The following is a 21,702-nucleotide window of genomic DNA, read 5'->3' on the forward strand; positions in this document are numbered from 1 at the left end:
TGTCAAACCGTTGTCCCCGGGCCTCACACGGAGCAAAAATCATGGAACCGAACGTCACTGGCGGGCTGTTGGAGAAACGCCGTTGGGCACTGCTCGAATACTGCATCGGGCATGTCAGCCAGAAGGATTATCCGTTTGTGCAAACCCCGGAGGATCTCTTTGAACTATTGCGCATGGATCCATTGGATTCCTCTGCGGTGCGCAGTTCCCGAGTAGCCGAAGCGATCAGTTGTGCGCAACATTACATCCATGCGGTTTACCGCAAGCTGGAGCCCGGTTTCGAGAAGCATCAGTTCCACGTCGATGATCTGCAGACATGGGAGCTCTACAGCAACTATTCAGACTGGGCGGCGCTTCAGAAGCTTTCCCTGTATCCAGAAAACTACATGAATGCCGCTGTGCGTCTGCGCAAGACAAGTCTGTTCAAAACCCTTGAAAACGAACTGAACTCGGCGCAATTAAGCGTCGACTCGGCACAAATGGCGGTGCGCAATTATTTGCAAACTTTCGAGCAGACCTGTGACCTGGAGGTCATCAGTTGCTACATGAACGGCACCACGCCAGCTCGCGCCGTTTATTACTTTGTCGGGCGACAACGTGTGCAGCCGTTTCAGTACTTCTGGCGTAAAGCGGACGTTAACCTCACACCCACGAGCAAGGCGGTCAACCCCGCTGCGTGGAGTGAGTGGCAGGCTATCGAGTTGCAGCCCGACGCCGAGGTGCTGGAGATGCGTCCGGTGTTCTGGAATGGCCGGTTGTGCCTGTGCTGGGCCGAGTGGCGCGATAAGGTTCAGGGTAAGACGCAGGGTGAGTTCATACCTGCTCAACTGAGTATCAAGCTGGCGTTCATGACCCAGAGCGGCCAATGGTCGGCGCCACTGCGGATGTGCTGTTCAGAGCCGGCAAAACGCCCCGCGAAGCCCATGATGGTCGCAAGCGTGCGCACCGACTATCTGCATCCGAAGGGCAACCTGGGGATTTTGTTCACGGATATAGACGATGTGACGCAACGGGTGCATGCGGTCCACGATGTGTTGATGCGTCCCCTCGAACACGACGGCGGCCTGTGGCTGGACGCTGCATTGACTCACCGATTCAAAACCCCCGAAACAGTTCAGCACCCGCTGCCCAGTCAGGTGGCGGTTTGCTCCAAAGTGGTGGCGGAGGGCGATCTGACGCCTTATCTGGAGCTGCTGGTCAACGCTTATCGGGGGGTGAATGGCGAGGGCAAGGAAAAAGATGTACTGACGGTCCTGGGCTTTTGCAAACCGAGGGTGCCGGCGAAAGAGGCCACTCCACAAATCAAACTGGCATTAACTAATAGAAACAGCGGTGACCCAGCTGATGTGACAAAGAACCAATCGGAGGCGGGCGATTGGCACATGGCGTTCAGTACTTCGTTCGAGCGAGATCCAGGCGGATGGTCGACACCCCCCAAATTTTCTTTCGGTGACACGGCCCCGAACCCGACCACTTCGTTTGGCATCAAAGAGTTCACGCTCACCATTCGCAACCTCATGGATTTCATCCCGCCAACACTGGTGAAAAACACCACGGACGCCGCGCAGTTTCTCCAGTTCAACCAGGTAGAGCTGACGCTGAAATATACCCGTCTGAATTCGCTGTTTGGCGCGGAGCTGGTGGCACGCGCCAATCATTCGGTGGACGCGATTCTGGATTGGGAATCGCAGTTTCTGGCCGAGCCAGTGCCGACCGGTCTCACGTTTGAGGAGCCCAACGGTGCTTTTGACGGGGCAAACGGCCTGTTCTTCTGGGAATTGTTTTTTCACCTGCCGCATTTGATGGCGACACGTCTGCGCGACGAAGGGCGTTTTCCCGAGGCGCAACGCTGGTTGCATTACCTGTTTGATCCGCAAGCCATTGCCGACGTTATTGCCGATCCAGCCAAACCTCCGCCTGATGCGAAAGTGCTGTACTGGCGCTGCCGACCATTGGCAACAGGAAAGGGCAATCCGGGCAATGAAGCCCTGGCGCCCACGGACCCGGACGCTATCGGCTACTCGACGCCTGAGCATTTCAAGATTCTGGTGTTCTGCGACTATGTGAAAAATCTGATGGCGTGGGGCGACTGGTATTACCGACAACTGACCAGCGACAGCCTGGTGGCAGCCAAGCTGTGTTACGTGCAAGCCAAATTTCTGATGGGCAAGACACCCATTGCCCGTGCGGTGACGCAGTGGGAAACCGATACCGTCGAAAATCTGTTGAACCAGTGCAGCAGGCGTACGGCGCTGGAGGCGTTTGAACGGACGCTGCCCTACTCACTGGCGGACATCGCGGCCGGCTCCGACAGTGCCCCCCCGCTCGGGTTGATAGGGTGCGAGCCTTTCAGGCCAGAGATCAATCAGCCTTTGCTCGACCTGTTTGCGGCGCCGCAAATGCGCCTGGATAACCTGCGCCAAAATCTCACCATCGACGGCCAGCCGCGCAATATGCCGTTGTTCAGTCCGCCGACAGATCCGGACCAATTGCTGCGTGACCAGGTGGCTGGCGGTAGCGGTGGACCACGACCGATGGGCGGGCGGCTGATGGTCAACGCGTTCCGTTGGCGGGTGACTTTCGAGGTCGCATTGCGTGCAGTGCAGGCTCTGCAGGATATCGGCAGTCAGGCGCTGAGCCTGCTTGAGCGACGCGATCGCGCCGAACAGGAGGAAATACAGCAGAACCATCTGGTCGAACTGGGCAGTTATGCGCAAACGGTACAGGAGCAATCCATCGCGCAACTGGAAGCGAATGTGGCAGCCCTTGGTCAGAGTCGTTTGATGGCGCAAGAACGGGCCGATGCCTACGAACGGCGTTATGTAGAAAATATCTCGACCGTCGAGTACCAGGTCATGGATAGCCTGGAGCAATCAAAAGTGTTCGCTTTGACAGCCAAAGTCCTCAAGCCGGTGGGGGCGGTATTGGCGGCGGTACCGAACATCTACGGCTTTGCCAATGGCGGTCACCGGCTCGAGAAGGTGACCGATGCGGTGTGTTTTGGCCTTGAGATCGCGGCCTCGCTGCTGCAAATCGATGCCGATAAACAGGCCACCACCGAAGGCTACCGCCGCCGTCGCAACGAATGGGCACTGAGCCGCGATCAGGCCCGGGCGGAAATGCGTGCGATTGATGCGCAAATCGTTGCGCTGAGCCATGCCGTCGCTGCGGCCCGAGCCAGCCTTGCACAAACCCTCAGAGCCAACGAGCAGGCCCTGACGCTTTACAACTTTCTGAAAAAACGGGCGACCAATGCCGAATTGTTTGGCTGGATGCTCGCACAGCTCAAGGCGTTGCACTCTCAGGCCTACGATGCGGTCATCAGCCTGTGTCTTAATGCTCAGGCTTCGTTGAGCGCTGAAACAGGCGATTACGATGCGCAGATTCCGTTGCCTCAGGTGTGGCAGGACAATCGTCATGGCTTGACCGCGGGCGAGCACTTGCGCGGGCATCTATTGCGGATGGAGCGTGAATACCTGCAACGGTATGAGCGCCGGCTGGAACTGGTCAAGACCATTTCCTTGCGCAAGTTGTTTGACGACCCCGTCGAACGGCAAACAGGTTCTGATAACTGGACGCACGCCTTGGACCAACTGCGCAAGACCGGTTCACTGGAGTTCAGACTGTCGCAGTTGCTGTTTGATCGTGATCATCCAGGGCATTACTGCCGGCAGATCAGCGCGGTGGAAGTCGATCTGCCGGCGCTGGTCGGCCCCTATCAGGACGTGCGCAGTATCTTGCGGCAGATCAGCAGCATGACGGCGACCAAGGCCACGGCGCAATCAGTGCAGTACATGCAAGACCAGACGCTGGTGGCCCCCGCCGACGTGGTGATCAACCTGCGTAGCGGGCAACAGATCGCCTTGTCGGTAGGCATTGCCGACAACGGTCTGACGGGAAGCAAACCTGATGAAGGCTTGCTCAATCCCTTCGAGAGCAGCGGCGCGGTCTCCACCTTTCAGCTGAATTTCCCGTGGCCGGCAAAACAACCGCAGGCGGCCATGCTGAGCGCCTTGACTGACATCATTGTGCGTATTCGCTACACGGCCAAGGCTGGTGAACCGACGTTTACCCGCCAGGTACAGGACATGGTCACCGAGGCGGAAAACGCCACGCGGCTACAACAAAGTCACCGGAGCGGGCAATCATGACTGACCCCATTGTTAACGCAAATGAGAGTCTGGTGGTCAATGGCGAATTCCGCAATGCAACGACGGGCTGGACGACCAAGGGGTTTTACGCGGTAGGTGGTGATCTATATGAAAATAAATGGGTCAGTCTTCTAATTCTGCAGGATGGTGGTTCGATCTGGCAGGAGATCATCGTACCCAAGGGGCCAGACGACAATGCTCAATACATATTGAGTTTTCTGTGTGAGGTGGCTCATCCCCGCTCCGGCTGGATGCGTATCTTCAACGGGGACGTTGAGTTGTCGGCGATAGAACTCACGCCTGATCCGCAACGCAAAAACGAGCACGCCACGGCGGGTCTGAGGGCTGGGCAACCCTTGGTGTTTTTACCGAAAGCCTACAATGTGCAGCTGGATAAGGGTTTCAAGCGTGATGACGTTTTACGCCTGGAGATAGTTTGCCCGCGCAACGACCATGGCGACTATTTTTCGCGGATCCGTATCACCAGGATCAACCTGCAATTGCATCTGCAACCGTTGAAGCTGCAATCCGTGCAGCTGGATGAGGAAAGCTTCGCCCCGGGTGGCACGTTGCACTTGTGTCTGGGTGCTGTACCCCTTGACAACCACCGGTTCACGATCATTCCTGAAACAGGCAACGCCTGGCTGGATACCGCTGCAGCGCTGTTTCTTGAAGGCAATCCTGGTGAGACGGTTACCGCTGATCCCCCTTTTGGCGAAGATAACGACCTTGGGTCGCAGTGGAAGCTGACATGCCCGTTGGTCGGCGATGAAGGCCCCTATGATATCAATTTGAAAGTGGTCAACCGGTACAACGCCGAGCCTTACACGATCCCTGTATCGTTGGGGCATCACCGCGTGGTCTTTCGCGACCCGCTGGAGGCGGCCTATTACCCGGTGCTGGAATATAAGCAGACCGTGCGTCTGGGCGTGCAAGTGGCTTCTTTTTATACAGGTCAGGCGCTTGGTGGACGCACGGTGACCTGGTCGGTCGCAGCGCAAGGTGTCAATGTTGATGTTGTTAGTGACGAGCACGGCTGGGCTGACTTCACTTACGATCCGACCGCTGACGGAGATTTTGTCGTCATGGCTTCGGTGAGCAGCCCTTACTACGCCGAGGGTGTCGCCACCCACACGTTCGGCGTCAAGGTGCTGGCCACGGACCCTTGGCGTGAGCTTCTGGCCATTGTCGACGGTGCGCCTACCGAGTGGGGCGCGACCGGTTACCCGAACCGGGGCAGCGAATATGATCTTCTGGTGCGCTCGCCTGCCGGCAGTCCTTTGTTGGGCAGCCAATTTTCGCTGCGCTGGAAAGGTGACCATCATGAGCAACTCGACGTGGTGATCAGTCCCGAGCTCGATACTCAAGTGCCCGTCAACATTGACACTGCCTGGACATTGGACAGCGGTGATAGGCTGGACGGAAAATTCGATCTGTCGCTGGTCTGCTCGAAATTGTTGTTGCCATCACCGAGCAAACCCATGTCGCTGGCGCGCAACCGCCTGCGGATCGACGAGGTGCGCGAGGCCAACAAGTTTCCGATAGTCGATGAAAACGAAAGCGTGTTGTTGCGGGTGAGGGTGGTGCACGACATCACCGCCGGTAATGGCGACCCGGTCGGCAACGCTTTGGTCGAGTGGAAAACGCCTGAAGGGGACTCTTCGGATGTGACCGGTCCCTATGGCTGGACGAGTCTCCAGTACACCCCGACAAACGCCGGTGATCACACTGTCACGGTCAACATCAAGGCGTATCCCAAGGCGCAGGCGAGTACTTGGTCATTCCCGGTGCAGGCGATTGCCACCAGTCCCTGGAAAAACCAGGTCAGCATCTGGCTGGATGATGAGTTAGTCGAGCGCAATACCCTCGGCGTTCTTTGTCGGCGAGGGCAGACACATACCCTGAGGGTCGAGCCGGTTGAAGGTAGCCCGTGGACAGGCGAAAACATCAGCCTGCATTGGCGAGGCGCAATTGATCCCGATATCGGTCTCATGCCTGCTGGTTTGGGCGTGCAGTTCCCACTGCTCGCAGAGGGCGTGCAGTGGGAACTGCAGTCGCTGGCCGAGACTAGCCTCAGTAGCCTGTTCGAGCTTGAGCTACGACTTGAAAACGTCGGCACCGTGCGTGAGTTGTCTGGACGCTTGGTCTCTGTGGACCTGAAGCAAGAAATGAGACTGTTGCTTGATCAGGTCCTCACGCCATTGGACGAGCAAGTACTCTACCCGTGTCTGGGTGCTCGTCACCGCTTCAATGTCTCGCCCAATGCACTGAGCCCGTTGGTGGGCCTGCAGGTATCACTCGCCTGGTCGGGCAAATCAGCCGAGGACTTGCAGGCGACGGTGCAACCTGACCTTGGCGCCGTGCAAGTCCTGAGTGACAGCGGTGTGGTCTGGATACTGGATTTCTCCGCCAGCGAGCAAGCCGGTCGCTTTGAGCTGACCGTGGCGCTACCACGGCTGAATTTTATCGCCACTGCCAAGCCGATGGATCTGGGCCATAACAAAGTCCGTTTCGAGGCAGCGCTTGAGGCTGCGGTGGATCCTGTCGTCGGGCAGGCGCCTGTATGGTTGGCCGCACGGGTGTATTCACATTTCACGGAGCGTCCGGTTAGCCAGGTCCCGGTGAGATGGTTCGCAGGGGAAGGGAAAGATGAACCTACCGATGAGAATGGCTGGAGCCGACATGCGGTTGCGCCAAAGAGTGCGGGCGACGTCGTGGTGATTGCTTCGCTGCGTAATAACTATGACGGCTATGAAGATGTTCGAACGTTTTCGGTCAAGGCGCTGGGGAGTGATCCCTGGCGCCATTTGACGGTCAGTTTCGATGATCAGCCGGCGCAGCCCTTGGGGGCGAAGACCTGGTTTGCGCGTCGCTCGGGCAAACACAAAATCCATGTGCACGCCCCCCAAAGCAGTCCCTTGTTCGGAAAGTACCTGACGCTGGGCATGGCCAGAAACGGACCCACCTCATTGGGGATCAGCTTCGACCCCCCGGCGCTCGGTGTGAGGAATTTTCTCGGCGAGAATGGACTCGTCATCGACTTTAGGGTCGCTGATGTGCAGAACGGCAGCACCAGTGTGCTTTTTGCTGCTGATCGGCTGGCGAGCTTGTCGCCCGAGAATGCGATGTCGGTGGGGCCGGCCTCGCAGGTCATGAAGATCGCTGATCATCAGCGCACCCGGCAGACATTGCTGTGGGGAGAGCATTTTTTCGGGAAGGTCAAAGTGATCTCGGTCATCAGCGGCAAACCGATGTCGGGTGTGACCGTGACCTTCAGCACGAGTGAGCTTGGGGAGAAGAAAGCGGTCACCAATGCTTACGGGGTGGCAAAGCTTGATTTTGCCCCGACGAGGGCCACTTCGTTTGTGGTAACGGCAACCGTCGGAGATGACCTGCATTCGGAGCGTGTAGCGTGGGATTGCACGCTCATGGAGCCAGTGCGCATTCTTGAATTGTACGAGCCGACCTTTTCAAGGCAGCCTCCTGATACGTCGAGAGCCCATGCCCACGCCTTGGTGGTTTCGGCAAGCACTCAAGAGCCGGTGCCAGGTGTTGAGGTGCAGTGGAAGTATGAAACCCTTGATTTGGTAGCGACGGAAACGGACCCCAACGGGATAGCAAGTCTGATCTTTTCTTACTCCGAGGAGACTCATGGCATTCTGACTGCCACGGTAAAAGGTGGGATTGCGGGTTGGGAAGTGGCCGCTTTGGCATATGGCGGGGAAATCCCTGAGGTGATGGAAATCACCGCGTCCAGCCGTCTAGTGCTATTGGGCAGCGCGGCTACAGTCAGTGCGCGTGTGGAGAGAGCGCCCGAAGGCGCGCAGGTTCGCTGGCGGTATCCAGATGCTGACGATGCCCAGACCCCCATCGGTGCCGATGGATGGGCAAGACACACCTTTACGCCGACGAAATTTCCGGCGGGAGGTTTCGGTGTGGTTCAGGCCGAAGTGACAGTGACGGATGTACCCGTATCAGCGCCCATGACGACGCGTATCTGGGTGACGGACACAAACAATGCCGTGATAACAGGCGCAAGCCTTTTCATCAACAAAGTTATTGTTCTTTATCCTGCTCAGCTCGTTGTCCGTGTTCGATCGAACAAGGTGGTTGACGTTGGACTGACGTTTGCAGAAGCGCTGATAGGACGTCAGTTTTCGATCGCCTGCTCACGGGATGACATTGCCTTCGAACCGTCTGCAGGCAAACTTGTAACAGTTGGCGCAAATTTTACGTGGAGGATGTCGGTCACGGCGTCGATTGGTGACGAGTTTGCAATAGCGATGACCTCTCCGGATTTTGCCGGGTCAATCGGGGTCAGATTCGCCGTCATTGCTTCAGATGCTGCTGACGATGAGTTGCTGGCAACAGATCAGACTGACGATCAGATGCCCCCCGATCTTTTCCAGCTCAAATAACGTGTCACCAGTTCGGCCCCTAACTGCGGGGGCCGGGCATCCACCACGGGTATGCCATGGGCGGTCATGCGCTCAAGGCGTTCGTTGCGATCATTCAAGTAGTTCACGGTGCCACAATAGGCCAGTGCCTCGGGCAAGGTTTGCACCGGTGTCTGGCGCAGGGTGTCGAGCACGATCTCCCGCAAACTGACCAGCAACACCCGATGCTGCTGGCTCAGCCGTTTAACCGCGCTTGAAAGCTCGCCATCCTCCTCATCACCCAGGTTGGTCACCAGCAACACCAGCGCCCGGCGCTTTTGCCGGGCGAGCAGTTGCGTCACTGCACCTTGATAGTCAGCCGTGTGCTGACTGCTGTCGAGGTCATACACACCGTTAAGCAACACATGTAATTGTCCGCTGCCTTTGACCGGCGCGAGGTAGCGCGGCTGGTCGCTGGCGAAGGTGCTCAGGCCCACGGCATCGCCCTGGCGCAGGGCTACGTAGCTGAGCAGCAGGCAGGCGTTGAGTGCGTGGTCGAAGTGCGACAGCTCATCATCCTGGCTGCGCATGCGTCGCCCGCAATCGAGCAGGAAGATAATCTGCTGGTCGCGTTCGTCCTGGTATTCGCGGGCGATCGGCGTGCGCTGGCGCGCGGTGGCCTTCCAGTCAATCTGGCGCAGGCTGTCGCCTTCGCGAAATTCGCGCAGCTGGTGAAATTCCAGACCCTGGCCGCGACGTTGGTGCTGGCGTACGCCGAGCTGACTGAGCCAGTTGTCCACCGCCTGCAGCTCGCCGCCATACAGGCGGGCGAAGTCGGGGTAGGCGCGGGTGTTGTCGAGGACCTTGAGCAGACGCTTGCCGGACCACAGGCCCAAGGGGCTCGGCAGGTTGATTTCGCAGTGTTCGAAGGTGAAGTGCCCGCGCTGTATCGGGCGCAGGCGGTAACCGGTCTGGCTGTATTGACCGGGCTGCAACTCGACGCTCAGCGGCAGATTCTCAAAGCTCAAACCCGGCGGCACATGGTCGAAAATCTGCACCTGCAACGGCGCGCAAAAGTCGTGTTCAACCTTGAGTTGTACCTCCCCCCAGCGACCGAGGGCGAGGCTGCCGGGCATCTGGCGTTTGATCCGCAATGCCGGCAGGCGCTTGAGGCGAACGGCATCAAGCGTCGCCAAGGCCAACAGTGCCAGCAACAATCCCCAGTTGATCGAGATCAGGCTCGCCGGGACATCCATCTCCAGCGCCTGAAAGCTGCCCAGCACAATGCCGACGGCGAGCAGCACCGCCAGCCAGATCAACAGCAGACGCGAGGGTTTCACAGGCGCGGCGCCGCGACTTGGTCGAGCAATTGCTGGAGCACCTGATCGACTTGCAAGCCTTCAATGTCCAGTTCCGGGGCGATGCGCACGCGGTGGCGCAACACCGCCAGCGCGCAGCCCTTGATGTCATCGGGAATCACGAACTCGCCGCCACGTAACAATGCCCTGGCGCGGGCGCAACGCACCAGCGCGATCGATGCGCGCGGCCCGGCGCCGAGGGTCAGGCCCGGCCAGGTGCGGGTGCTGCGGGCCAGGCGCACGGCGTAGTCGAGCACTTGATCGTCCAGCGGCAAGTCGCTGGCGATGCGCTGCAAGGCTTGCACATCCTTGGCCTGCAACACGGTGCGCAACGGTTGCACATCCAGCATGTCGGCGCGGGTCGAGCGGCACACCTGGCGGACCATGCTCAGCTCATGATCGGCCTCGGGGTAGTCCATGCGCACCTTGAGCATGAAGCGGTCGAGCTCGGCTTCGGGCAGCGGGTAAGTGCCTTCCTGTTCGATCGGGTTCTGCGTGGCCAGCACCATGAACGGTTGGGCGATCGGCAGGGCGCGCCCTTCGAGGGTGACCTGACGTTCCTGCATGGCTTCAAGCAACGCGGCCTGGGTTTTCGCCGGTGCGCGGTTGATCTCGTCGGCCAGCAGCAGGTTGGTGAACAACGGGCCCTTGCGCAGTTTGAACTGTTCGGTTTGCAGGTCATACACGGCGTGGCCGGTGACGTCGCTGGGCATCAGGTCGGGGGTGAACTGGATCCGTGCAAACTCACCACCGAAGCACTTGGCCAAGGCACGCACCAGCAAGGTCTTGCCCAGACCGGGTACGCCTTCGAGCAGCACATGGCCACCGGCAATCAGCGCGGTCAGCACGTCGTCGATCACCGCGTCCTGGCCGATCAGGGCCTTGTGCAATTCATTGCGCAGCGCTTGCGCCAACTGACTGGCACGCTGGCGTTGCTGGGCCGCGTGGCTCGCGCTGCCGGGCTCGATCTGTTCACTCATAGCGTGTTCCTCAAGGTTTGCAGGTGGGCGACCTGACGGCTGAACTCGGCGCTGGACAGACGCTGATGGGTTCGAGGCGTCAGGGCCTGACTGATGGCGCGGGTCGGTTGCCGGGTCAGGCGCGACAGCACCAGCCATTGTTCGGCAACGTTCAATTGGTCGAAGCCGGGATGGCGGCGGCGGGCGCGACGTAACACGTCCTGTTGCAGGGCCATCAGCAATGTGTGCTGACCGTTATGGCGCAGGATGAAATCGGCGCTGGCGCGCAGGTGTTCCTGTAGTTGTCGCCGGCCAATCGGTGCCGGTGCTTGCAGCGGGCCCTGGCGCACACCGACGTGCCAGAGCCACAGACCGATGAGCGCCAGCAGGGCGACGATGGCTTGCGGGAAGTAGCGCCATAGCAGGGTCGCCAGGCCATCGTGTGTGGTGTTGTAGATCAGCGTGACGTCGGTGTCGGCGCTCAGATACCACAGCAGCCAGGCGTTGTCGTACTCGGCGATGGCCGGGGCTTTCCACAATTCAGCGTCGGTGACCACGGTGATCGAACCGAGGCTGTAGGCCAGTTGCATCATGTGTGTGGCCTTGGCGCTGTTGGCCCAGGCTTGCGCAAGGTTTTTCGGGTCGTCGAGGTGGAAGTCGGTGTCGAAGCCGGCGTAGGCCGGTGCCTCTTCATCTTCCAGATACAGTTTGGTCAGTTTCGGGTAAGGATCCTGCTCCACATCGGCCGGGGGATCTTTCAGGTCCTTGCTTAAGGACTGATGCAGTTGCACCCGATCAAGCAACAGGTCATTGCTTTGTCTGGCCTGTTCGTCCCACAGCGACTCGGCGACAAACACCAGCCGCCCGCCAGCCCGGGTCCAGTTCAAGACTTGATCGACCTGACGCGGGGTCATCCGCGAGCGGTCGTTGAACAGCAGCAAGGTGTTGCCGCGTGGTTCGACATCCGGCAGCAGCGACAGGCTTTCGGCATGCGTGACATGGATGCCGCGCTCGCGCAAAAACATTTCCGCCGCCAGATACGGGTTGGCCTGCGCGGCGGGCGAGGGGCCGTGATCGATCTGCTCCTGATAAGGCCTGGCCAGCAGAAACAGATAAACGCTTAACGCCGCCAGCAGGGCGACGATCAGACCGCCGAGCCACCACAGACTGCGCCGGCTCAACGCGATACTCCGTGACCGAACAAGGCGCGCCAGCCATCGCACAGTTCCTGTTGCAGAGGCGCCGCGGGTACGCGATGCCCGTAAGCCATGTTTTGCCAGTGAGCGGTGAGGGTCCGGCTGAAGGCGAGCAGCTCCGGGCGCTGCAATTGTTCAACCCGCTTCAGCACCTGGTTTTCGGTGTCGGCGGCATTCAGCGGTAGATCAAAATCATGCAGCAAATGGCTGAGCAGACCCCGATAAAGCAGACTCAACGCCAGCCGTGGCTGACTCTGCCAGAGTTGTTCGGCGTGGGCGGCGATATCCTCGGGCAGGCTGTCACGGTTCAGATCCAGACCAAAAGCTTGCTGCGGCGCTGCTCGCCTGGTGCGGCTGGGCAGTTTCGGGCGACGACTGACGAACGCTTGCAGAAACTCGCGATAACGCCAGATCAACCCACCGAGCCCGGCAATCAATGCGCCCCACAGCAGTACTTCAATTACCTTGGCCAAGGCATTGAGGTGTTGGCCGTCAAGCCAGCCAAGCAGGGTTTTCAGCCATTGCGGGGCTTCGCCGGGTTCCGCTGATTTGGCCGGGGCTGCCGGGTCCTCGCCAAAGCGATAGCGGGTGACGGACTCCTGGTTCTTGAACGGCGGTTGTTCGAGCAGTGCTTTGATGCTGTCGCGTGAGGCCTGGCTGGTCAGCGGCTGATTCAGCAAGCGCGGCGCCTGCGGGTGGCTGTCCGGCTCGGCCGCCCACACCGAGGGCACGTTCGGCAGCAGCAAGCACACCGCCAGCAGCACACCGAGCACGCTGCTGTTCAGGCGTTGGCGCAAGCGGCGGAACACCAGTTCAATGTCCCACGCCTCCAGTTGTGTGCGCCGATTCAGATACAGACTGAATCCGCAGGCCACATAAACCGGCTCCCACACCACCAGCACCAGCGCATAGAAAGCGTTGGTCAGGTGTTCCAGCCAGCGCCACGGGTGATCCGCTTCGAGGATCAGCGACTGCCAGTCCCAGTCGATTTCGATCTGCTGCGGCAACAGCATATAGAACAGCACCATCAAACCGATCCACAGCGCGGTCTCCAGATGCACGCCGATGATGGTCAGCCACTGCGCGGCGCCGGCATTGCGTTGCAGCAGCACTTGCAGACGTTGTTGTCGGGCGTCGCCATTCAGACCTTCGAGTTGCACCACCGGCATCACAAAGCTGCGGCTCAAGCTCAAGCGGCGCCAGGTCAGGCTGGCCAGCAGTTGCGGTTTGAGCAGGCGCGGCCATTCACGCAGGGCTTGCCTGAGCGTTGGCGTTTCGCCAAACAGTGCTTTGGAGAGGATGTATAACGGCAGGCGTTCGTAGGCCGGTTTAAGCCACCAGAAGATAAACATTGCCAGCGACGGCGAATCCCACAGCAACACACTGAGCACGACGAACAGCGGCAGGGTGACGATCGCCCAACTGGTCATCAACAGGCGTCGATGCTGCTGGCTCATGAGCACGCCCAGATCCATGGCTTCCCAGGTGGTGCGCGGACGGATCACCACGGTGGCGTCACTCAGGCGCATGGGGTGTCCTTCCGGCCAGCAGCAAGTAGCTCGCCACCAACGCCCAGAGCGTGGCACCGACCAGGTATTTGGTCAGCGGTGCGACACTGTTTTTCGATGACCAATAAGCTTCGATGAACGCGGCGATCAGCAAGAACAGCATGACCCCGCAGATCAGTAATACGCTTTTGCGCGCGGCGCGTTTCAACGCTTCGGCGCGGGTCAGGCGTCCCGGCGCGATCAAGGCCCAGCCCAATTGCAGGCCCGCCGCGCCGGCCAGAGCAATGGCCGTCAGTTCGAACGCGCCATGGGCGATCACGAATGACCAGAAGGTCTGGCCAAAACCGATTTCACTCAGGTGCCCGGCCACCGCGCCGATGACCATGCCGTTGTAAAACAGGAAAAACGCGCTGCCGACGCCCAGCAGCAAACCGCTGGCGAACGTCTGGAAGGCAATGCCGATGTTGTGCATCACGTAATAACCGAACATCACCCAGTCTTCGCTGGCCGCACGCTCGGCGGGGCGTCCGAGGTGACCGGCAACGGGGTCGTACATGCCTTGCATTTCCCGCACCTGATCAGCGGGGATCAGGTTGTAGACCAGTTCGGGAAACAGATACACCAGCACTCCAACACCGATCAGACTGCCGAAAAACAACAGGCCGGCGGCTACCACAAAGTGCCATTCGGCGCGCACCAGCCGCGGGAAGTCGGCGAGAATGAAAGCAAGCAGGTTGGCACCGAGTCGACTGCGATGCCGATAAAGCTGTTGATGACCGAGCAGCACTTGCTGTTGCAACGAGTCGATGAGGAAACTGCTGTAACCGCGCTCCTGCGCCAACGCCAGCTGCTGGCAGAGACGGCGATAAGCCTTGGGGAAACCTGCCACTTGTGACGTTTCCTTGCCGCGTTCGAGGCGTTCGAGGGCCAGTGCAAAACGCTCCCATTCGGCCTTGTGACGACTTTCGAAAAGACTTTGCTTCATGTCGGGCCCAACAAACCACGGGCGATGCCGTTGAGTTCAGCGACGGCCTTGGGCGCAGAGATATGCAGTGGCTGGGCCAGCAACGCCGCCAGTTCGTTGACCCGCGCCGGGGTCAGCTCGGTCTGACGCTCGGCGAATCCGAGCAGGGCGCGCTGTTCGCTGAGGGTCAGTGCAATCGGTGCGCGGCGGGGTTCGGCGGCGGGCAGTTGCGGGCGGGTGAGTCGCTGTTCGCTGTACACCACCAGTGTGCCGGCGGCGATGTCGCCCAATCGTTTGAAGGTTGGATGTTGCAGGCAACTGATGGCGCCGAGAAAGTAGCCGAACGGCAGCAGATCGACAAAGCGCAACAGGTTGCGCAGCAAGGAGGCGGACCAGCCGATGGGGGTGCCGTCATCGTGTACCACGCGCAGGCCCATCCATTGTTTGCCCGGCGAGCGTCCTTGGCGCAGCACTTCAAACAGCACCATGTACCACCAGCTGATCGCGAACAACAACAGCGAGCCAAGGCCCATGCCAAGCTTGCCGAGAAACGCCAGGACGATAAACAGCACGCCCATGATCACGCCGCGCAGGCCCAGATCGATTGCGAACGCCATGGCCCGCACCATCAGCCCGGCCGGACGCAACGGCAAGTCGATGCCTTCCGGCGTTTCGACCTGATGCCGCGTATCCAGCGGTGCTTTCCTTGGCGGTGCTGTGGGCTCGAGCATGGGCTACCTGATGTTCGCCTGTTCGGGGTGCAAGTGAGTCCGATGCTAGCAGCCTCTCGGGGGAAAACGACATAACTATGTATTGCACCGCGTGTGGCCAGAGCTGCTTGAATGACGCTAGGCTGGCCGCGACCGCGGTTGAGCGCCTAGACTTCGCCGATCTTCAGTTCAGGAACCGCCCGTGACTTCAATCTTCTGGTACGACTACGAAACCACCGGCATCAATCCCCGTTGCGACCGGCCGCTGCAGGTCGCCGGGATTCGCACCGACCATGAGCTCAACGAAATCGACGAGCCGGTCAATCTCTATTGCCAGCCCAGCGAAGACATCCTGCCGCATCCCGCCGCGTGCGCGATCACCGGCATTACCCCGAGCCAGCTCGCCGAAAAGGGCTTGAGCGAAGCCGACTTCATGACCCGGGTGCACGCTCAACTGGCAGCGCCCGGCACCTGTGGTGCGGGTTACAACACCTTGCGTTTCGACGACGAAATGACCCGCTACAGCTTGTACCGCAATTTCTTCGACCCGTACGCCCGCGAATGGCAGGGCGGCAACAGTCGCTGGGATCTGATTGATGTCGTGCGTGCCGCCTATGCGTTGCGCCCGGACGGTCTGGTCTGGCCGACCGATGACGAGGGCCGGGTGACGCTCAAGCTCGAACGCCTGACCGCTGCCAACAACATTGATCACGGCAACGCCCACGAAGCACTGTCCGACGTGCGCGCGACCATCGCGCTGGCGCGGCTGATCCGCGAGAAACAGCCCAAGCTGTATGACTGGCTGTTTCAGTTGCGCAGCAAGCAAAAGGTCATGGATCAGATTCGTCTGTTGCAGCCGCTAGTGCATATTTCCGGGCGTTTCTCAGCGGCGCGCAGTTATGTCGGCGTGGTGCTGCCGCTGGCCTGGCACCCGAAAAACCGCAACGCGTTGATCGTCTGCGACTTGCATCTGGATCCGCAGGGCCTGCTCGATCTGGATGCGCAAACCCTGCGCCAGCGCCTGTACACCCGCCGCGACGACTTGTTTGAGGGCGAGTTGCCGGTGCCGCTCAAGCTGATTCATATCAATCGTTGCCCGGTGGTGGCCCCGTTGGCGGTACTGCGTGCCCAGGATCAGCAGAGGCTCGGTCTGGACATGGTGCTTTATCAGGAACGAGCGCTGCGACTAACTGACGCACAACAAGTTTGGAAAGATAAAGTTGCGGAGATTTATGTCAGCGAAGATTTCACCCCGAGCGAGGATCCGGAACAACAGTTGTACGACGGATTTATCGGTGACCGCGATCGGCGTCTATGTGAGCAAGTGAGGACAGCCGACCCTGCGCACTTAGCGCAAGAACAATGGCCTTTCGATGATGAACGTTTGCCTGAATTACTCTTTCGGTATCGCGCGCGTAACTTTCCCGACACCTTGAGTTTTGAAGAGCAGGAACGCTGGCGGATATTTTGTCAGCAGCGTTTGTCCGTGCCTGAATGGGGCGCACCGAATACCTTGCAATCTTTTACAGAGGCTGCGGGGCAATGGACGCTTAGTGCGACACCGATGCAGAGAGCGGTACTCGATGAATGGCAGAATTATGTCCAGGCATTACGCAAACGTTTGAATCTTTGAAATCGAACATGACTGCGGGCAAATTCCGTGGATAAAAAAAAACGCCAGCTTTCGCTGGCGTTTCTGTTCGCGGCAGATGAGTCTGCGACGGCGCTGCGGCTTAGCCCAGCAGGGTAGCCCAGCCTTCAACCACGTCACCGCCCCACTTGGCTTTCCACTCTTTCAGAGTTTTGTGGTTGCCACCTTTGGTTTCGATGACTTCGCCGTTGTGCGGGTTTTTGTATTGTTTAACTTTGCGGGCACGCTTGGTGCCGCTCGCTTTTACTGCGCCGCCGCGTGGCGCCTTGGTTTTGGATTCTGGATCCAGCAGGGCGATGATGTCACGCAGGGACTTGGAGTATTCGCCCATCAGGGTGCGCAGTTTGCCTTCGAATTCCAGCTCGGTTTGCAGTTTGTCGTCTTGCGACAGGTTCTTCAAACGGGCTTGCAGCTCTTTGATAGCTTCTTCGGTGGCGCGATATTCGTTGATCAAGGACATGGGAACTACCTTATGTGGAGGCTTTGGATGGCAGGGTACAGTGTCGCAATAATAGTCAGGCTGTTTCATCAAGTAAACATTTAACCGGGGTTTTTATTTAAATTAGTTACGAAGAACAGCCGTAAATTGAATGTTCAGTTAAATAGTGTGATGCAGTCAGCACAGATATTCACAATTGTCTGGGCAGCGGTGCCATTGATCGGCCGTGACGCAGGTGATTACTCTGCCAAATCAGCATAAGTCGTAAGGACTTTGCTGGCAGTGCTGATCAATACTGCAGTTTTGCTGCGCAGTCGCTAGAATGGCGGCCTTTGCGAAAGTTCTGGAGTTTCCCCCTCATGCGCACTTTTCGGCTGGTGATCTCTTGCCCGGACCGCGTTGGCATTGTTGCCAAAGTCAGTAATTTTCTGGCATCCCACAACGGCTGGATCACCGAAGCGAGCCACCATTCGGACAATCAGGTCGGCTGGTTCTTCATGCGTCACGAAATTCGTGCCGATTCGCTGCCTTTCGGTATTGAAGTCCTGCGCGAGAAGTTTGCGCCGATCGCCGAAGAGTTTTCGATGGACTGGCGTATTACCGACACTGAGCAGAAAAAGCGTGTCGTGCTGATGGCCAGCCGCGAATCCCACTGCCTGGCCGACCTGCTGCACCGCTGGCACAGCGATGAACTGGACTGCGAAATCTCCTGCGTGATTTCCAATCACGACGACCTGCGCAGCATGGTCGAGTGGCACGGCATTCCTTACTACCATGTCCCGGTCAATCCGCAGGACAAGCAACCGGCCTTCGACGAAGTGTCGCGTCTGGTCAAGCAGCACGATGCCGAAGTAGTGGTGCTGGCGCGCTACATGCAAATCCTGCCGCCGGACATGTGCCGCGAATATGCGCACAAGGTCATCAACATTCACCACAGCTTCCTGCCATCGTTCGTCGGCGCCAAGCCATACCATCAGGCCTCCCTGCGTGGGGTGAAGCTGATCGGTGCGACCTGCCATTACGTGACCGAAGAGCTCGATGCCGGTCCGATCATCGAGCAGGACGTTGTGCGCGTCAGCCACAGCGACAGCATCGAAGACATGGTGCGGTTCGGCCGTGACGTCGAGAAGATGGTGCTGGCACGCGGCTTGCGTTATCACCTGGAAGATCGCGTGCTGGTGCACGGCAACAAGACCGTGGTGTTCTGATCGAACCATTTGACGGTTGAAAAACGAAGGGCTTGGGCGTTGAGTCGTCCAGGCCCTTCGTCGTTTCAGAATCCGAGGACATGCCGATGACCGATCCACTGGACAAAGCCACGTCCAAAGCGCCCGCAACATTGGGCGAGGGCTGTTTGAGTCGCTATGACCCGGATGACATGAGCCCGGAAGATGGCACCGAGTTTCCCGGGGCTGCCGAGTTGTGGGAGCAAATCAAGGACGAACAGCAAGCGCCTAAGAAGCCTGCCGGACCTTCATCAGCTTCCTGAGCAACGGCCGCCCGAGCATCAACACAAACACCGGCCCGCCCACCACCAGATAGAAATAGAACGTCACCACCCGCCAGATCAGAATCGCCGCCGCCGCGGTGGATTTGCCGACCATGGGCGCCAACAGCGCCGCCGAGGTCAGCTCTGCCGCGCCTGCACCACCGGGCAACAGACTGAACTGTCCGGCGCCCAGCGAAAGCATCTGCACCAGGAAACTCCATGCCCACTGCAAATCCGCCCCCAGCCCGCGCAGCGCCAGGTACAGCACGCTATAGCGCAGCAGCCAATGCACGCAGGTCAAAGCAAACACTTTGCTCAAGGTCTGCCAAGGCAATTTCAACGTGTCGATAAACGCTGCGAGAAAATGCAGCAGCTTGCGCGCCCAGCGGCGGCGCGTGGCGGGGCGCACGTTCATGCGGGCCAGCAGGCGTCCGCTCAGGCGTATCAGAGGGCGATGGTAGCGCGCCAGCAGCACGCAACTGCACAAACCGCCGAACAACGACACGGCGCTGACAATCAATAACCATTCCATGCGGTCGCTGAGGTGCTGGAACAGCGCGTAAATCAGAATCCCGCTGAGGGCGCAGAGGAAAAACAGCAAGTCGCTCAACTGATCCATGGCAAACACCGCGCTGCCCCTGGCCGGGCGCACGCCGCAACGGGCGAGCAATGCCATGATCGTCAGCGGCCCGCCGCTGCCGCCGGGTGTCGCGCAATAGGCGAACTCGGCGGCCATGACCACGCCGAGGCTTTTCATCGGCGTGACGCGATCGCGTTGATCACCGAGCAGCAAGCGCAGGCGCAGGGTGTTGATGCCCCAGCACAGCAGGATCATGCCGAACATGATCAGCAGCCAATCCAGCGGAAAGCTTTGCAGGCGCGCCCAGATCTCGCTGCCACCGAGCAGCAGCGGGATCAGCACCGCCGCGAGCAGGCCGATCAACAAGACAATGCCACGACTCATGCGGCGCGTTCCTGTCGATCGCGCTGTTGGGCGAGCCAGTTCACTTTGGTCATCGGTACTCGTCCTTCATTGAGCAGTCGTTCGAGCGTGTTCAGCCAGTAATGGCGGGAGAATTCGTGGCGCATGTCCACCGGGTGCAAGCCTAGCCGAATCACCGGCGCCTGGCGCCACTGCTGTTCGCGCTGGTCGCTGATGATCTTCGATAAACCGCGCCGCCACGCACTGCGGGCACTCCAGACCAGTCCCGGCGCATCGATTGCAGAGAAATCCGGCAAGCGATAAAGATACTGCGGATCACTGGTGTAGCGCAGCGGCAATTGGCGCAGTGCCTCACGCGTGCCGTCGCTCATCAGCCAGGCCGGGGCAACGAAGCCATGCAGCGGCCAGTCGTAGCGCTGAAACAACTCAATGCCGGCGCGCAGTCGGGCGAGAGCGGCGTCGCGCGACAAGCGATAGAACTCGCCTTCATGAGTATAAATGCGCCGCATGAACCAGTCGCGCGGCGTGGTCGGCCGCGGTTCCTGGTCATCATGAAAATAGCCGTGCAGGACCAACTCATCGCCACGGCTGAGGCGCGCGCTCAGCAGTCGGCGCAAATCTGCGTGGGCATCGATGCTGTCGTGGCGATGGAAATCCGGCACCACCAGCCAGGTCATCGGTACGTCGCCCAAGGCATCGACGGCCTCGACAAACGGTCGATAATCGGCCCAGGTCGACGGGGCCACGTCGTGCAGCACCAGCAGCACGGCCGGGCGATTGAGCGAGTCAGCCATTCGCCACCCGCGGCAAGGTGTGGCCGAGGACGGCGTGATAGTGACTGAGCAGGCTGTCGACCACCGTGTCCCAGGCGTAGTGCCGTTCAACATGCTGGCGCGCTTGCTGACCGAGCTTTGTCACGCCCCTGCTGAACAACTCGCGCAGGGCATTGGCCATGGCTTGCGGGTTGTTCGGCGCGCACAGCAGGCCGCAGGGCTCTGTGACAATTTCTTCAAAGGCACCGGCGGCCACCGCCACTACCGGAATGCCGCAGGCCATGGCTTCGAGAATCACCAGACCGAATGTTTCCTGGTCGCCGGCATGCACCAGCGCATCGGCGCTGGCCATCAAGCGTGCGACGGTCGGCGCCGGGCAGAATTCATCGATTACGCTGACGTTATCCGGGACTACGGCGGGCATTGATGAGCCGACCAGCAGTAAGTGATAACGCGGGCCGAGGCGTTGCATGCATTTGAGCAGGATTGGCAGGTTTTTCTCTTTCGAGCCGCGCCCGGCGAAGATCAGCAGGCGCGTGTCTTCGGCGATACCCAGTTCGGCCCGCAAGTCCGGGTCGCGGGCGCCGGGGTGAAAGGTTTGCAGATCAACGCCCAACGGCTGTACGAAGACGTTGCGCACGCCCAGGCCTGTGAGCTTGTCCGCCATCACCTGACTTGGCGCAAGCACCCGGTCGAAATTGCCGTAAAGCCTGGTGACATAGGCCTCGACGTTGGGCGTGACCCAATGGCCCATGCGATTACTGACCAACAGCGGCAGGTCGGAGTGGTAAAAGCCGATCACCGGCACATCCAGTTGCCGCCGGGCATCCAGCGCCGCCCAGGCGGTGAGGTAGGGATCGCCGACTTCGATCAGATCAGGCTGCAAATCCTGCAGGACGTTTCGCCAAGGAGCCAGACGCACAGGGAAGCGATAACCCTTGCCGAAGGGCAGGGCGGGCGCGGGAACCGTGTAGACGCCATCGTGCTCACCAAGGTGGGCGCCGGGGATCAGCAAGCTGTGGCGAATCCGGGGTTTGATCAGCAAACGGCGATGCTTGGCATCCAGATAAGTGCGTACGCCACCGCTGGCCGGGGCGTAGAACATGGTGATGTCGGCGATGTGCACGGTGATCGTCCCTCCGCTGCGTGGGTCTCCCTTGGTTGACCTTTATCCAGAATAGATGT

General features: G+C 59.6%; 15 protein-coding genes. 5 read left to right on the top strand and 10 right to left on the bottom strand.

What is annotated here, in order from left to right:
• Nucleotides 1–41: 41 nt before the first annotated feature.
• Both CKW18_RS06440 and CKW18_RS06445 read left to right on the top strand, forming a co-directional pair.
• Entirely contained in the window at nucleotides 42–4,151 is a 4,110-nt protein-coding gene (locus CKW18_RS06440) for a neuraminidase-like domain-containing protein (RefSeq protein ID WP_095187993.1), read from the top strand.
• On the top strand, nucleotides 4,148–8,569 hold the full coding sequence (locus CKW18_RS06445) for a hypothetical protein (RefSeq protein ID WP_095187994.1): 4,422 nt from the start codon (nucleotides 4,148–4,150) through the stop codon (nucleotides 8,567–8,569). Before CKW18_RS06440 ends, CKW18_RS06445 begins: the two co-directional genes overlap by 4 nt.
• Here the strand turns inward: CKW18_RS06445 and CKW18_RS06450 are convergent.
• From CKW18_RS06450 to CKW18_RS06475, 6 genes are read right to left on the bottom strand one after another with little or no spacing between them, the layout of a single operon-like run.
• The gene (locus CKW18_RS06450) at nucleotides 8,536–9,867 is read right to left on the bottom strand and encodes a DUF58 domain-containing protein (protein ID WP_095187995.1); all 1,332 of its coding nucleotides are present in this window, start codon (nucleotides 9,865–9,867) and stop codon (nucleotides 8,536–8,538) included. The genes CKW18_RS06445 and CKW18_RS06450 overlap by 34 nt on opposite strands.
• Complete coding sequence (locus tag CKW18_RS06455; protein WP_095187996.1) at nucleotides 9,864–10,865, bottom strand: MoxR family ATPase; 1,002 nt, start codon at nucleotides 10,863–10,865, stop codon at nucleotides 9,864–9,866. The genes CKW18_RS06450 and CKW18_RS06455 overlap by 4 nt, the downstream gene beginning before the upstream one ends.
• On the bottom strand, nucleotides 10,862–12,025 hold the full coding sequence (locus tag CKW18_RS06460; RefSeq protein ID WP_095187997.1) for a DUF4350 domain-containing protein: 1,164 nt from the start codon (nucleotides 12,023–12,025) through the stop codon (nucleotides 10,862–10,864). Before CKW18_RS06460 ends, CKW18_RS06455 begins: the two co-directional genes overlap by 4 nt.
• A complete protein-coding gene (locus CKW18_RS06465; protein WP_095187998.1) occupies nucleotides 12,022–13,569 on the bottom strand; it encodes a DUF4129 domain-containing protein in 1,548 nt (515 codons plus the stop codon). The genes CKW18_RS06460 and CKW18_RS06465 overlap by 4 nt, the downstream gene beginning before the upstream one ends.
• Nucleotides 13,556–14,533, bottom strand: coding sequence for a stage II sporulation protein M (locus CKW18_RS06470; protein ID WP_095187999.1), 978 nt, complete (start codon nucleotides 14,531–14,533; stop codon nucleotides 13,556–13,558). The genes CKW18_RS06465 and CKW18_RS06470 overlap by 14 nt, the downstream gene beginning before the upstream one ends.
• A complete protein-coding gene (locus CKW18_RS06475) occupies nucleotides 14,530–15,243 on the bottom strand; it encodes an RDD family protein (RefSeq protein WP_095188000.1) in 714 nt (237 codons plus the stop codon). The genes CKW18_RS06470 and CKW18_RS06475 overlap by 4 nt, the downstream gene beginning before the upstream one ends.
• A gap of 181 nt (nucleotides 15,244–15,424) precedes the next feature.
• On the opposite strand from CKW18_RS06475, the gene sbcB reads away from it, so the two are divergent.
• Nucleotides 15,425–16,855 (top strand): exodeoxyribonuclease I, encoded by a 1,431-nt coding sequence (sbcB, locus tag CKW18_RS06480; protein WP_095188001.1) that lies wholly within the window; start codon nucleotides 15,425–15,427, stop codon nucleotides 16,853–16,855.
• 100 nt (nucleotides 16,856–16,955) lie between these two features.
• Here sbcB and mvaT read toward each other — a convergent pair whose 3' ends face one another.
• Nucleotides 16,956–17,333 (bottom strand): histone-like nucleoid-structuring protein MvaT, encoded by a 378-nt coding sequence (gene mvaT, locus CKW18_RS06485; RefSeq protein ID WP_095188002.1) that lies wholly within the window; start codon nucleotides 17,331–17,333, stop codon nucleotides 16,956–16,958.
• Between the two features lie 338 nt (nucleotides 17,334–17,671).
• Between mvaT and purU the strand changes: the two genes are divergently transcribed.
• Nucleotides 17,672–18,520 carry a formyltetrahydrofolate deformylase gene (gene purU, locus CKW18_RS06490; RefSeq protein WP_095188003.1) on the top strand — a complete coding sequence of 283 codons (849 nt, stop codon included), beginning with the start codon at nucleotides 17,672–17,674 and terminating at the stop codon, nucleotides 18,518–18,520.
• A gap of 86 nt (nucleotides 18,521–18,606) precedes the next feature.
• Nucleotides 18,607–18,801: a hypothetical protein gene (locus CKW18_RS06495; RefSeq protein WP_095188004.1), complete on the top strand. Its 195-nt coding sequence runs from the start codon at nucleotides 18,607–18,609 to the stop codon at nucleotides 18,799–18,801.
• Here the strand turns inward: CKW18_RS06495 and CKW18_RS06500 are convergent.
• From CKW18_RS06500 to CKW18_RS06510, 3 genes are read right to left on the bottom strand one after another with little or no spacing between them, the layout of a single operon-like run.
• Nucleotides 18,767–19,765 (bottom strand): lysylphosphatidylglycerol synthase transmembrane domain-containing protein, encoded by a 999-nt coding sequence (locus tag CKW18_RS06500; RefSeq protein ID WP_095188005.1) that lies wholly within the window; start codon nucleotides 19,763–19,765, stop codon nucleotides 18,767–18,769. The genes CKW18_RS06495 and CKW18_RS06500 overlap by 35 nt on opposite strands.
• Nucleotides 19,762–20,538 carry a DUF2334 domain-containing protein gene (locus tag CKW18_RS06505; RefSeq protein ID WP_095188006.1) on the bottom strand — a complete coding sequence of 259 codons (777 nt, stop codon included), beginning with the start codon at nucleotides 20,536–20,538 and terminating at the stop codon, nucleotides 19,762–19,764. Before CKW18_RS06505 ends, CKW18_RS06500 begins: the two co-directional genes overlap by 4 nt.
• Nucleotides 20,531–21,622: a glycosyltransferase family 1 protein gene (locus CKW18_RS06510; RefSeq protein ID WP_170947227.1), complete on the bottom strand. Its 1,092-nt coding sequence runs from the start codon at nucleotides 21,620–21,622 to the stop codon at nucleotides 20,531–20,533. Before CKW18_RS06510 ends, CKW18_RS06505 begins: the two co-directional genes overlap by 8 nt.
• Nucleotides 21,623–21,702: the final 80 nt, after the last annotated feature.

Origin of the sequence: Pseudomonas sp. Irchel 3E19 (assembly GCF_900187585.1) — a bacterium.
Classification (GTDB): Bacteria; Pseudomonadota; Gammaproteobacteria; order Pseudomonadales; family Pseudomonadaceae; genus Aquipseudomonas; species Aquipseudomonas baetica.

Excerpts from the sequence above, each read along its gene's own strand:
- CKW18_RS06440 (WP_095187993.1), top strand. The coding sequence starts at position 42 with ATGGAACCGAACGTCACTGGCGGGCTGTTGGAGAAACGCCGTTGGGCA.
- CKW18_RS06445 (WP_095187994.1), top strand. The coding sequence starts at position 4,148 with ATGACTGACCCCATTGTTAACGCAAATGAGAGTCTGGTGGTCAATGGC.
- CKW18_RS06455 (WP_095187996.1), bottom strand. The coding sequence starts at position 10,865 with ATGAGTGAACAGATCGAGCCCGGCAGCGCGAGCCACGCGGCCCAGCAA.
- CKW18_RS06465 (WP_095187998.1), bottom strand. The coding sequence starts at position 13,569 with ATGCGCCTGAGTGACGCCACCGTGGTGATCCGTCCGCGCACCACCTGG.
- CKW18_RS06470 (WP_095187999.1), bottom strand. The coding sequence starts at position 14,533 with ATGAAGCAAAGTCTTTTCGAAAGTCGTCACAAGGCCGAATGGGAGCGT.
- CKW18_RS06475 (WP_095188000.1), bottom strand. The coding sequence starts at position 15,243 with ATGCTCGAGCCCACAGCACCGCCAAGGAAAGCACCGCTGGATACGCGG.
- mvaT (WP_095188002.1), bottom strand. The coding sequence starts at position 17,333 with ATGTCCTTGATCAACGAATATCGCGCCACCGAAGAAGCTATCAAAGAG.
- purU (WP_095188003.1), top strand. The coding sequence starts at position 17,672 with ATGCGCACTTTTCGGCTGGTGATCTCTTGCCCGGACCGCGTTGGCATT.
- CKW18_RS06495 (WP_095188004.1), top strand. The coding sequence starts at position 18,607 with ATGACCGATCCACTGGACAAAGCCACGTCCAAAGCGCCCGCAACATTG.
- CKW18_RS06500 (WP_095188005.1), bottom strand. The coding sequence starts at position 19,765 with ATGAGTCGTGGCATTGTCTTGTTGATCGGCCTGCTCGCGGCGGTGCTG.
- CKW18_RS06505 (WP_095188006.1), bottom strand. The coding sequence starts at position 20,538 with ATGGCTGACTCGCTCAATCGCCCGGCCGTGCTGCTGGTGCTGCACGAC.
- CKW18_RS06510 (WP_170947227.1), bottom strand. The coding sequence starts at position 21,622 with ATGTTCTACGCCCCGGCCAGCGGTGGCGTACGCACTTATCTGGATGCC.